Genomic DNA, 12,771 nt, shown 5'->3' with positions numbered 1-12,771 from the left:
CTCTCAGCCCATCCATCAGGATGTCGACAAGGCGATGAACGCTGGCCTGCCAATGCGGGCCTGCACCGTCATGGGTGAAACCCCGCAATGCCCTTAGCAGGTCGGCCGGTTCGACATCCCTGCGGATATCACCGCCGGCCATGGCCCGGTCCACGAGCAGCAGCATCGCATCGATGATCCGCCTACCCGATTTTTCACGCAGCTCGTTGCCCCCGCCGACCGTGGCGGCAAGGGCCGACGCCATCAGCGTCTTGGTCGCCACGTAATCGATGCAGAGCCGCATCCAGGCCTGAAGCGCATCGCCCGCAGACATCGAGGCGAGCAGGCTTTCCGCCGCGCCGGCAAGCTGCTCGACCTCGCGACGGTAGACCGCCTCGACGATGGCATCCCGGGTCGGAAAATGCCGGTACAGCGTGCCGATCCCGACATCCGCCCGCCGGGCGATCTCATCCAGGCCGATGTCGGTCCCGAGTTCGGTGAATGCCAGCTTGGCCGCCTGCAGCAGCCGTTCACGGTTCCGCTGCCCGTCCGCCCGCGGTTTACGCATCGGCCTGATCATGTCGTTCGGCGGTTCTGGTGGTGCCTGCACGATCGATCGTCCCTCACCGTCTGCTCGCATTACACCTCTTGATAAGCGGAGGGTCCCTCCGTATGTTATGTGGGGATACCCTCCGCTTATCGGGAGAATGGCCGAATGGCAATGACCTGGCCCGGCGCCACCCTGGTCGGAGCCTGGACCAAGCAGTCCTCAAGCGAACAGCGCCGTGGAGACGCCTATGACTCAATTATTCGGTGCCACATCCACCACGGATGATGTTCTCGAAGGTGTCGATCTGGCTGGCCGGCGCATCCTGGTGACCGGCGTTTCGGCCGGACTCGGCGTCGAAACCGCCCGTGTCCTGGCCGCCCGCGGCGCGCATGTGGTCGGCGCGGCACGCAACCTCGACAAGGCTCGGGAAGCAACCGGGCAGGTCCGCGCCCAGGCTTCCGGCGGCGGCAGCCTAGAGCTGGTCGAACTCGACCTGGCATCGCTGGCCAGTGTGCGCTCCTGTGCCGATGCTTTACTCGCCGACGGCAGGCCGTTCGACCTGATCATCGCCAACGCGGGGATCATGGCCTGTCCGGAAGGCCGCACGTCCGACGGGTTCGAGACCCAGTTCGGCACCAACCATCTGGGCCATTTCGTGCTGGTGAACCGCCTGGCCACGCTGATGAGGGCCGGTTCGCGCCTGGTGAACCTGTCCTCGGCCGGTCACCGGTTTTCCGACGTGGATCTCGACGATCCGAACTTCGACCGCACGCCCTACAGTGAGTTCGTCGCCTATGGCCGCTCGAAGACCGCCAACATCCTGTTCGCCGTCGAATTCGACCGCAGGCATGCGGCACGAGGCGTGCGCGCGACCGCCGTGCATCCGGGCGGGATCCGGACAGAGCTTACCCGCCACATGGATGGAAGCGTTTTCCAGGAAATGGTCGACCAGATCAACGTCGCGAACGCCGAGGCAGGCAGGCCACCCTTCGTTCTCAAGACCATTCCACAAGGGGCTGCGACGACGGTCTGGAGCGGGATTGTCGCTGCTGGCGATATGGTCGGCGGCCGCTACTGCGAGGATTGCCACGTCGCCGATTTATCGGAGGCCACCGATATCCGCAGCGGCGTGCACGCCTATGCCGTCGATCCGGAGCGCGCGAAGGCGCTCTGGGCCAGAAGCGAAGAGATGGTCAACGAGCGGTTCTGAGACCGCCCGGTTTGGCCCGATAAGCAGACAGGCTCATCGGGCCAAACCGGATCAGGCGGCGAAAGCCAGGGTCCGGGCCAGGCGCGGCTCGGCATCCGACACGATTTCCACCTCCGAACCCTGCCTGCGCCGTGCGGCGGCCCATTCCGACAGGGCCTCCATGCAGGTGTGGTCGATGTGGCGCAGCGCCTTCGAACGCACCCGCAGCACCGGGGTGGGCGGCACCTCGTCCAGTGCCTTCTGAAGCTGTGGCAGCATCAGGAAGGTGGCCCGGCCAGCAAGGCGGACTTCGGTGATGCCGTCCCCGAGCGAGCGATGCCGGACGCGCAGCCGCAGCCTGGTCAGATGCGGGATGGTTTCGAGCACGACCAGCCCGAGCCCGACCAGCACGCCGGTCAGCAGGTCGGTCGAGACCACGGTCACGAACGTCACCGCCCAGATGATTGCCGGTAGGATGCCGTAGCGATCGAACAGGTGGCGCACGTGCTGCAGGCTCACCAGCCGGTAGCCGGTCACCACCAGCACGCCGGCGAGGGCGGCCATCGGCACCAGCCGCAAAAGCCAGGGTGCCGCCACGACCAGCGCCAGCAGCCACACCCCGTGCAGGATGGCCGACATCCTGGATACGGCACCGGCCTGGACGTTGGCAGAGGACCGCACGATCACCCCGGTCATCGGCAGCGCGCCCAACAGGCCGCACAGCAGGTTGCCGACGCCCTGCGCCGAGAGCTCGCGATTGTACTGGGTGCGCGGGCCGTCATGCATCCGGTCGACGGCGGCGGCGGACAGCAATGTCTCGGCGCTGGCGATGAACGCAACCGCGAGCGCCGTCGGCAGCAGGCCGAAGACCGCCGGTGTGGCGAGGATGCCGAGATCGATCACGCCGATGCCGCCGAGGAAGGAGTCCGGGACCGCCACGAACTTGATCGGCAACGCCGCCACGGCTGCCAGGATGGTGCCGGCGGCCACCCCGACCAGCGCGCCCGGCACCAGGCGCAGACGCTTCGGCCTGAGTTTCTCCCAGCCGATCATGCAGCCGATCGTGACCAGCCCGACCATCAGCGCCATCTGCGGCGCCTTGCCGTCGAACGGCAGCAAGCCGGAGTAGGCGGCCGGGATCGCCATCAGGTTCCCGAGCCCGTCCGGAAGCGGCTTGTTGTCCAGCAGCACGTGGACCTGACCGGCGACGATCAGCACGCCGATGCCGGCGAGCATGCCATGCACCACGGCTGGCGAGACCGCACGGAACCAGCCGCCCAGACGCACCGTGCCGGCTACGATCTGGATCAGCCCGGCCAGCAGCAGGATCGGCCCGAGTGCGCCGACGCCTTGCTGGCGAACGAGGTCGAACACGATCACCGCGAGGCCGGCGGCCGGCCCGCTTACCTGCAACGGCGAGCCGGCGAGGAAGCCGACCACGACGCCGCCGATTATTCCGGTGAGGATCCCTTTCTCCGGTGGCAATCCGGAGGCCACCGCAATTCCCATGCAAAGCGGCAGGGCCACCAGGAACACCACCAGTGACGCCGGCAGGTCGCGCGCCAGCGTGGCGATGAAGCCCTTGGCCGGCTTCGTAATCACGACAGGCGCTGCCGTTTTGGTCATCGCGCCGGCTGCTGCATGATTCCGGCACCGAGCGGGATCACCGACCCACCGCTCCGGCCGGGCACTGCTATCGGCATGGTCTCGTCATCGTCGATCGGCCAGAACTCGCCGCTCTCGCCATCGAGGGCGTGCATCAGGCCGGTCTCGAGATCGAAGAACCAGCCATGCAGCCGCAGCCGGCGATTGGCGAGTCGCGCCGCGACACAGGGATGCGTGCGCAGGTTCTGCAGCTGGGCGATGACATTTTCCTGTGCCATGGCGCGGCTGGCTTCCGCAGGCGACAGGTTCTGCCCCGCATGCATTTCGGCAAAGACGCTGACGGCGGCATGGCTATGTCGCAACCAGGTCTTGACGTTGGGCATCGCTTCGAGCTGCTCGGGATGCAGCAGGCCCTTCATCGCACCGCAATCGGAATGCCCGCAGATGACGATGTCGCGCACGTCCAGCGCCATCACCGCATATTCGATCGTGGCCGACACACCACCGGTGGCCTGCTCGCCCGGCGGCACGATGTTGCCGGCGTTGCGGCAGACGAACAGTTCGCCTGGCCCGCATTGCATGATCAGCTCCGGAATGACCCGGCTGTCCCCGCAGGAGATCACCAGGGCTTTCGGCTGCTGTCCGTCGCGTACGAGCTGACGATAAAGGGGCATCTGCTTGGGAAACACATCGGACCGGAAGCGTGCCATGCCCGTAAAAAATCGATCATCCATGAGCTGATCCTCGAAATCACACCGCCCCTAAGAGACCGGAGCACAGGATCGAAGATGGCAGGTTGGTCTTGCTGGCGTGCGAACCGGCAAAGACAAATTATGTCTCTGCCGTCGCAGCCTATCTGTTACTTACTTGATCATTAACTCTTGTTGATAAAGCAATTTTATAACCGGAGCTTACTGGCTTTGGTGCAGCTCATCGCCAGAAGCGAAAGTGGTTAGAGTATCACTTCACGGATCCCGAGGGCGACGCCCTCGGTTCCTGAAAACGCAGAAAATCCTGTTCGGCCCCAATCAGAAGTGAGCGCGAACTGAGAAGGTGATGGCGGCGGGTTCGCCAGGCAGTGCGTCGTTGAAGGCCGTCGAGCAGCCGTAGCTGTTGATCTGCTGGCCCTTGAAGGGGCCGCTCGTGAACTTGCCGCAGGCGGCCGGGGACACCTGGTTATAGAAATACTGGAAGTAGCGCGTGTTGAAGATGTTGAGCACGTTGAGATCGAAATCGACCAGTGTCAGCGGACCGGCTCCATGCACCGGCATCTTGTAGTTCAGGTCGAGATTGAAGATGGCGAAGGGCGAGATCCCGCCATTCTTGTTGTAGGTCGTCTGGCCAGTGGTGTTGTTGTAATACTGATAGCTGCCGAAAGCCGCCGGAAGTCCCGGGATCGGACCGATGTTGGTGAAGCCGTCGAGATCGATGGTGGTCTGCTGCTTGCCGGTATATTGGCCTTCGAAGCGCGCATTGAACTCGTCGCCGGACAGCAGCATGCTGTGATGGTCGTAGTCGACGCCGAATGTCGAAATCCAGTCGGGGATGCCGGTGATCGGGCTGCCGCGGACGGCAAGGCCGAACTGGTCTTCCTGGGCCGTCACCGACGCGATCGTCGTCTTCAGGTATTTCGCCAGCGTGTAGGACACGTTACCGAACAACTGGAAATCCGGCGATACCTGCCAGATGCCGGCGGCTTCGAAACCCTTCATTTCGCGCTGGCCGTCATTGGAATAGATCTCGGTGTTATAGCCCGGCGATCCGACTTCCTGGTTCTGAAAGAACCCGAAATCCCGTGTTATGTGCTGATAGAAATAATCGATCGAGAGACTGAGGTTCCTGCGGTTGTACTTCACGCCGGCCTCGTACATATGCACGATGGATGCGTTCGGCGGTCCGGCTCCGGGTGCAGCATTTACACCGTAATCCTGGACCGGCGCGAAGATCGCCGAGGTGCCATAGCTCGCATATAGCGAAACGCCCCGCAGCGGCGGCAGGATCTTGTCCAGATCGTAGGAAACGTTGGCGAACGGCAGCCAAGTGCGATCCCATTTGTGGATCTTGTAGGACCCATAGCTGCAGCCGAACGTCAGGCAGTAATCCGACGATGCGTCCGCAGCGGTCGGTGTCCCACCCAGAACCTTGCTGCCGCGCAGGCTGGTATCGCTGGTCTGCAGCGTGACACCCGGGGTGAAATGCAGCGTGTTGTCGAGAAAGTCGATCTTGTCCTGGGCATAGCCTTCATAGATCGTACGCTGGACGCCGCCATCGAAACCGGCGGTCAGGTTTGCCGGAGTATGGGCAAACTCCGACGTCGTTCCGTAATAGGTCTGTCCGGCGGTCACACTACCGTTCGGTGCGCCGGCCTCGGTTTCCTTGGCCAGGAGACCGCCGATCTTGATGGTGTTGTCGATGCCCCAGATGCGCGGCGGCGTGATCGTCACGCGCGGCTGCAGGATGTAGCTGTCGCTGTGGAGCTTCGTATAGCTCGAGTTGTAGCCGCATGGGCTGGTGGCGCCGGCGGCAGCGAACTGCGCCGTCGTCGCGGCAGGGCAATTCTTGGTCTGGTCGGGATTATACGGATAGGCGGTCGGATCGTAGTTCGGATTCCCGAAGCCCTGGGCGCTCTGTTCGCCGAAGCCTGCAATGGTCTGGTTGAACGGATTGGCGCCGCCGACGGCGACGGATCCCGGCTCCCCGTTCGGCGCGAAGATGGACGGGTTACCGTAGGTCGAGCTGTACGTGTCGGAATACAGGTAGGAGCCGGTCACTCCGGCACTGATATAGTCGTTTATGTATGTGTCGTTCTTCATGATGAGCGTGAAGTAGTCGTTGTACTGGCGCTGGAACTGCTGATCCGGCGAGTAGTTGCTGAAATCGCCGTTCTGCTGAAGATACGGAAGCGGCAAAGGCTCGGGCGTGGTCAGGCCGCTGCCGGTATTGTAGTTCACGGTGGTCTGGAACAGCGACTGTCCCTGGTCGTACGGCTTGTCGAATGCGAACGACATGTTGTTGTAGCGCGCCGGGGTATAGTCGACGAAGCCCTTGGTCTGCAGGTTCGAATATTTGAGCATCATCTTCGGCGCATCGACACCTGTGCCGAGGATGCCGTCCATGCGGCCGGAGTTGACGTCGAAGCCCTCATTCCAAGTGCCGAAGGAGCCGATCGACCCGAACAGGTCAGCGCCCGCCTTGTTCTCCGGACGCAGGCTGGTGTAGGCGATCGTGCCGCCGATCGTTCCGAACGTGCTCTTGTCGGGATAGGCCACGCCTGGATAGACCGAGACGCCGCCGATCTGGTCGAGGTTGAAGTGGCCGCCGAGAATGCCGCTCAGGTACGATCCGGATCCGCCGCTCAGCAGATCCTGCATCGGCACGCCGTCGAGGGTCTGCGCGACTTCGAGGCCACGTACGCCGCGTACGGTCAGCACCGGCTCATTATTACCGATACCCTGCTGGTAGACGTAGACCGATGGTGCGGCGCGAAGCAGCGTCGCCACGCTGCCGCCGACGCTGGTCTGCGAGATCTGGGCGGTGCCGAGCTCGGTTACGGCGCTTGGCGCGTCTTTTTCACGCAAGAGGCGACGCTGCGCGCGTACAGTGACGCTTTCGACGTTGCCTGCGGTGTTGCCGTTCTGGGTGTTCGGGGCCTGACTGCCCGCATCCGGCCGGATGCCGGAAGGGGTCGTCGTGGCCGGTACCTGCGACCTGGCAGCCGTACTGGACAGGCCGATGACGATCATGGCGGTGGCGCCATGTAGCAACCGCCTGTGGCTAGGCGATTTTGGTGTCTGCATCATACGCGCTCCAAGCGGTCCTTCCGGACCTGGGTTGGAGCGATCCACGCAAGCTTCAGGCCATTTATGTCAAACTATAGACGCCCTTCGCCGCTTCGAGAACCACCGTGCTTGATATAACACACTGGTCGGATTAGACCGTTTCTGACCCGTTTCGGTCCGGCATCACGATCGTGACGCACAGCCCACGCTCCGGACGGTTCGCCAGGTTCAGCCGTCCACCGCCGCGCATGACCTCGCGCTGCACGATCGCCAGCCCCAGCCCAAGACCGCCGGTGGCACGTCCACGTGACGCCTCGACGCGGTAGAACGGGGTCAGGACACGGTCCAGCTCGCTTTCCGGAATACCGGGACCGTCATCCTCGACCCGGACATGCACCCCGTCGGGCTTGTGCGAGAGGGTCACCACCACGTTGCCGGCATAGGCCAGCGCGTTCGCTACCAGATTGGCGAACACCCGTTTCATCGCCAGCGGCTGCAGCCTGACCGATGCGTGGTCCGGTCCGACGTAGCGGGCATCGCGTCCGGCATCGCTGGCTTCATTGACCAATGTCGCAAGAAGCGCCGCCAGATCGATCGGGCGCATCGGTTCGGCGTTATCCTCGCCCGCAAGATAGGAGAGCACCGACCCGACCATTGCCTCCATTTCATCCACATCGGACTCGATCGCGCCCTGCGCCTCGGTATCGTCCAGGAAGCCCGCTCGCAGCCGCAACCGGGATAGCGGCGTGCGCAGATCGTGCGAAACGGCCGCAAGCGCCTCGGTCCGATCGGCGATCAGCCGGTTGATGCGGCCCTGCATCGCATTCATCGCGCGTGCCAGCAGGCGCACCTCGCGTGGGCCGCCCTCCACCACGGGAACCTGCGGACCATGCCCGATCGCATCCGCCGCACGCGCCAGCGCCCGGAGCGGCAGGCTGAGCGTCCGTACCAGCATCGACGCCGTCAGCAGTACGCAGCCGGCAAGGATCGCAGCGGAGAGCAGCCCGCGCGTGACGGTATGACGGGCAAGCATGCCCGGGGCGGTGAAATCCAGGATACTCCCATCGGCCAGCGGCAGGACGCCGCTGACGTCGCCGGCCTGGACCGGGCGCCTGAGCCGCAGGCCGCCCTGGCCGAACATCAGCAGCTGGTTCCCGAGGCGACGATGCAGCGGATGCATCTTCGACATCTCCGGCTCGAGGTCGCCGGTGGTGAGCCAGCTCAGCCGGAGGTCGGAGGTGGACAGCATCGAGGCGATCGTGGTGCGGCGGTCAGGTGGGGTAATCGATAGCAGCTTGAGGTCGGTACTGAGCTGTTCGGCAGTGCGGGCGAGATGAGCATCGTCGGCGCTGTAGGTCTCGGCCTGCTCGTAGAACACCGTGCTGCCAGTGAATTCCAGCAACACCGCCGCCAGCAATACCAGGGTCACGCGCCCGACCAGTCCGCGCGGCCATAGCTGGACCCGTTTGCTCAGGGTCGGCATGTCGATCGCGACGCCGCGTCAGACGCGTTCGACGGCGGCGGTAAAAATGTAGCCGAGCCCGCGCACGGTCCGGATCAGGGCATCGGATTCCACGCCCAGCTTGCGTCGGAGCCGGCTCACCAGAACATCCACGCTCCGGTCGGAGACATCGCCCAGCCGGGTCCGGGACAGCTCCAGCAGCCGGTCGCGACCGATCACCCGCTGCGGGTTCTCGAGGAAGCTTGCCAGCAGATCATGTTCGGCGCCGGACAATTCCACCGCGGCACCTTCGGGATCGCTCAGCTCGCGCCGGCGCAGATCCAGGCTCCAGCCGGCAAACCGGAACATCTCGCGACGCGGCTCGACCCCGGCACGTACCCCGGCGGGCACTCCCCGGCGGAGCACCGCCCTCACCCGGGCGAGCAGCTCCTTCTGGCCGAACGGCTTGGCGACGTAATCGTCGGCACCGAGCTCGAGGCCGAGCACGCGATCGAGTTCCTCGCCGCGGGCGCTGACCATGATGACGGGCACCTGGCTCGTGGCACGGAGGTCGCGGCAGAGGTCGAGGCCGTTGGTTCCGGGCAGCATCACGTCGAGAATGACCAGGTCGAACGGCGATGCGCCGAACGCCTCCCACATCTCGCGGCCATCCTGCGCACCGCGTACGGCGTAGCCGTTGGACTGCAGCACACGCAGGATCAACATGCGCATGCCCGGATCATCCTCGACGACGAGGATTCGGGGGAGAGGATCGTGATCAGACATCGATGCTCATGATGCCCCGGTTCGGGGCATCATGGCGATTTCAAAATATGTCTTGAAGCAGCGATCCGGCAGGTGGCTATTTCTTGCCGATCTGCAGGATCCAGAGCTCGGCCAGCTGGGCGGCGCCATCGGTGCCACCGACCGTCTTGAGCACCTTGATCGCGTCGGGCTTCCGGCCTGCATCCATGTAGGCCAGGCCCAGATGCAGCTTGGCATCGTCCTCCGACACCAGCTTGCCGCGCGCGATCCCGGCCTGCATCAGCGCCAGCCCATGGTCGGCCTGACCGAACGAGACGTAGTTGTAGCCGACCGCCAGCAGCGCATCGCCGCTGGACGCGGCCTGTGCCGCCTTCTCGTCGGTGGGCAGGCTGGCTTTCTTGGCCGCCGCTGTCTGGTCGACCAGCGCCTTCAGGCGCGCCTCGCGCGCTGCCCCGGCATCCTTGCCCAGGCCGCCGCCGGCGTAACCGAATGCCATCACCTGCTGCGCCAGGGCCGGGTAGCCCGCCTGCACCGCAAGCTCGGTCATGTCCATCAGGTCGGCGGTGGAGGTCAGCAGGCCGACGGCGAGCCTGATCCGGTCCACATCGTAAAGCAGGCGTTCGGGAATGTTGGGGTTGGTGCGCAGCCCATGCACCAGCTGGGCCCAGTATTGCGGCTTGGGATAATACTGGACGAGCTTCACCATGGTGGCGTTGAAGCCGTCGAGGTCGTTGCTCTGCTGCTGCACGGCGGCGAGCAGGTTAAGCTGGTTCTCGGCCGGCTTCTGACCGGCTTTTACCTCGGCGGCGATCTGACTGGCCTGCGCTTTGGCGGCGTTCGGGTAGTCCTTCTGCAGGTAGTAGGCCTGGATCAGCAGCGTCTGCATGGACGCATCGGTGCCTCCCGCCTTGAAGTAGCGCTGCAGCGCGGTAATCGAACGCGGATAATCATGCGCGGTATAGGCAAGACCGGCTTCCGCCATCAGCAGCCTGACCTTCTCCGGTCCCGGCGTGCGCGACGACGCGATCAGCACATCGTCTGCTGCGATCGACTCCGTGGCATTGCCGGAGGACTGCGCCACGGCGGCGCGCATCTGCGCAATGACGTAGCTCTCGTAGGCGCTCTTGCCACTGACGGCATCGGCGGCATTGACGGCGGCCATCGCCTGCGGAAATGCCTTCTTGCGCAACGCGGCCTGTGCCTGCTGCAGCGGCTTGCCGACGGCAGGACGGAGCGCCTCCTGGGCCTCGGCCTGGGCGGTACCCGGCATCATAACGGACGTGGCGAAGCCGGCGACGCCTGCGAGAGCAGAACCGGAAAGCAGCCCGGTGAGCAGGCCGGCGGTAAGGAGGCGAACCTTCATGTGATCAATCTTGTCCGATGAACTGTTCGTTGCCGACGATGCCGAGCTTGGTCATGCCGAGGCGCTGCGCATCGGCCAGAACGTGGGCGACATATTTATAATTGGCGAGCTTGTTCGGGCGGAGATGGATTTCCGGCTGATCCGGCAAGGCTGCCGCACTCTGGAAGTGGGAGACCAGGTCGGCCTCGTTCGTCATCGGCTGGCCGTTCCAGGCAATCTGCCCATCGAAATCGACGTCGATCGTCACCACGGTCGGTGGCGTCAGCGGCGGTGGCGGGTTGCCCTGCGGCAGGTCGAGCTTCACCGCGTGCGTCTGGATCGGGATGGTGATGATCAGCATGATCAGCAGCACCAGCATCACGTCGATCAGCGGCGTGGTGTTGACGTCTACAATGACGTCCGGATCACCACTGGAATTCTCGGATCCGACATTCATCGACATGGCGGTTGGTCCCTGACTGGCGTTCGCTGCTGCGGACCAGGCTCGTTGCCCGATGACAGCTTGCGGATGATGGGAAGCATGACAAGACGGCCAGGCTGCGGAGCACCCCGGCCGGCCTTATCGTGCTGGTTCAGCCGCCGTGCGGCGGAGGCTGGGTAATGAAGCCGACCTTCGAGATACCGGCCTGCTGGCACGCAAACACGACCTTGCCGACGCTTTCGTAACGCGACATCGCATCGCCACGGATCTGCACCTCGGGCTGCGGCTTCTTCACCGCCACTGCCTCGAGACGGTGGAGAAGATCCTTGGTGCCGGTAAGCGGGGTCGAATCCCAGAAGATCGTGCCCTGCTCGTTCACCGCGATGGTGACGTTCTCGGGCTTGGTCTGGGCCTCCTGGTTGGCGTCCTTCGGCAGGCTGACTTTCACCGTGTGGGTGACCACCGGAATGGTGATCAGGAAGATGATCAGCAGCACCAACATCACGTCGACCAGCGGCGTGGTGTTGATTGCCGAAACGACCTCGTCCTCGTCGTCCGGCGACCCGACATTCATGCTCATGGATCAGGCGACCCGGGTCACGCCGGACGTCACCGTGTTGGACACGGCCGGCACTGCGGTGGACTGGCTGCCGACGCGCACGCCGCCCAGCAGGATCGAATGAAGATCCGACGAGAAGTTGCGAACCCGCTCGACCGCGCCCTTGTTGCGACGAACCAGCCAGTTGTAGCCGAGCACGGCGGGGACGGCGGTGGCCAGACCGATCGCGGTCATGATCAGCGCCTCGCCGACCGGGCCGGCGACCTTGTCGATCGAAGCCTGTCCGGCGATGCCGATGGCGGTCAGCGCATGATAGATGCCCCAGACCGTGCCGAACAATCCGACAAACGGAGCGGTCGAGCCGACGGTGGCGAGGAAGGCCAGGCCGCCTTGCAGGCGCGACTGGATGGTCTCGACCGCACGCTGGATCGACATGGTGACCCACTCGTTCAGGTCGATGCTCTCGGTGAGCGTGCCTTCATGATGCTCGGTCGCGGAAATGCCGGTATCGGCGATGTATCGGAACGGCGAGGTCTCCTTGAGAGACTGCGCGCCATCGCGGACGGTCGGCTTGGTCCAGAATTCCTTCGACGCGATGCGGCTGGCGCTGAACAGGCGCGCCTGCTCGAAATACTTGGTGATCATGATGTACCAAGTGCCAAGCGACATGATCGTCAGGATGATGAGTACCGAACGGGAGATGAAATCACCGCCGTTCCAGAGCGCGTTCAGTCCATACGGGTTCTCGACGACTGCGGTCTTGACCGGTGCTTCCGCAACCGCGCCGGCTGCGGGGGCGGGAGTGGCCGCCGCATCCGGCGAGCCGGGCGCGCCAGGGGCGGTCGGCGAGACGGCAGGGGCTGTGCCGGGCGCTGCGGTCGCGGCAGCGTCGGGTGCCGCTCCGGGAGCAGCCGGTGCGGCACCGGGGGCAACCGCCGCGGGCGGGGTCGCCGCGGCATCGGGTGCCGCGACCGGTGCGGGAGTCGCCGCCGGCGCATCGGCTGCGGGCGGGGTGGTCTGGGCGTAGGCGGAGGTGGCGAACGCGGGTGCCGCCATACCCAAAGCCATCGCCAGGGCCGGGGCTGCAAGAACGGGAAGGCGATGCAGTCTGGTCATCAAG

General features: G+C 64.6%; 10 protein-coding genes and 1 pseudogene. 1 reads left to right on the top strand and 10 read right to left on the bottom strand.

The window, feature by feature from the left end:
- Positions 1-10: 10 nt before the first annotated feature.
- Positions 11-547: pseudogene (locus tag HN018_RS28540) on the bottom strand (TetR/AcrR family transcriptional regulator); the annotation flags it as partial.
- Between the two features lie 229 nt (positions 548-776).
- Between HN018_RS28540 and HN018_RS02530 the strand changes: the two are divergent.
- Positions 777-1,739: an SDR family NAD(P)-dependent oxidoreductase gene (locus tag HN018_RS02530; protein WP_171836802.1), complete on the top strand. Its 963-nt coding sequence runs from the start codon at positions 777-779 to the stop codon at positions 1,737-1,739.
- A gap of 51 nt (positions 1,740-1,790) precedes the next feature.
- Here the strand turns inward: HN018_RS02530 and HN018_RS02525 are convergent, their stop codons facing one another.
- From HN018_RS02525 to HN018_RS02485, 9 genes are all read right to left on the bottom strand, one after another.
- On the bottom strand, positions 1,791-3,344 hold the full coding sequence (locus tag HN018_RS02525) for a SulP family inorganic anion transporter (protein WP_171836801.1): 1,554 nt from the start codon (positions 3,342-3,344) through the stop codon (positions 1,791-1,793).
- The gene (locus HN018_RS02520) at positions 3,341-4,057 is read right to left on the bottom strand and encodes a carbonic anhydrase (protein WP_171836800.1); all 717 of its coding nucleotides are present in this window, start codon (positions 4,055-4,057) and stop codon (positions 3,341-3,343) included. The genes HN018_RS02525 and HN018_RS02520 overlap by 4 nt, the downstream gene beginning before the upstream one ends.
- 294 nt (positions 4,058-4,351) lie before the next feature.
- Positions 4,352-7,123, bottom strand: a complete 2,772-nt coding sequence (locus HN018_RS02515) for a TonB-dependent receptor (protein WP_239478958.1) — start codon at positions 7,121-7,123, stop codon at positions 4,352-4,354.
- Between the two features lie 130 nt (positions 7,124-7,253).
- On the bottom strand, positions 7,254-8,585 hold the full coding sequence (locus HN018_RS02510) for an ATP-binding protein (protein ID WP_171836799.1): 1,332 nt from the start codon (positions 8,583-8,585) through the stop codon (positions 7,254-7,256).
- A gap of 18 nt (positions 8,586-8,603) precedes the next feature.
- Positions 8,604-9,329: a response regulator transcription factor gene (locus tag HN018_RS02505; RefSeq protein ID WP_171836798.1), complete on the bottom strand. Its 726-nt coding sequence runs from the start codon at positions 9,327-9,329 to the stop codon at positions 8,604-8,606.
- A 76-nt stretch (positions 9,330-9,405) separates the two neighbouring features.
- A complete protein-coding gene (locus tag HN018_RS02500; RefSeq protein ID WP_239478956.1) occupies positions 9,406-10,671 on the bottom strand; it encodes a hypothetical protein in 1,266 nt (421 codons plus the stop codon).
- Positions 10,672-10,675: 4 nt separating this feature from the next.
- Positions 10,676-11,113, bottom strand: a complete 438-nt coding sequence (locus tag HN018_RS02495; RefSeq protein ID WP_171836797.1) for an ExbD/TolR family protein — start codon at positions 11,111-11,113, stop codon at positions 10,676-10,678.
- Positions 11,114-11,243: 130 nt separating this feature from the next.
- Positions 11,244-11,672, bottom strand: coding sequence for an ExbD/TolR family protein (locus tag HN018_RS02490; RefSeq protein ID WP_171836796.1), 429 nt, complete (start codon positions 11,670-11,672; stop codon positions 11,244-11,246).
- A gap of 3 nt (positions 11,673-11,675) precedes the next feature.
- Positions 11,676-12,767, bottom strand: coding sequence for a MotA/TolQ/ExbB proton channel family protein (locus HN018_RS02485; protein ID WP_171836795.1), 1,092 nt, complete (start codon positions 12,765-12,767; stop codon positions 11,676-11,678).
- Between the last annotated feature and the right edge of the window lie 4 nt (positions 12,768-12,771).

This window comes from Lichenicola cladoniae (assembly GCF_013201075.1).
GTDB lineage: Bacteria > Pseudomonadota > Alphaproteobacteria > Acetobacterales > Acetobacteraceae > Lichenicola > Lichenicola cladoniae.
The sequence above is the reverse complement of the archived record's forward strand: the minus strand, read 5'-3'. Positions and strand labels throughout refer to the sequence as shown.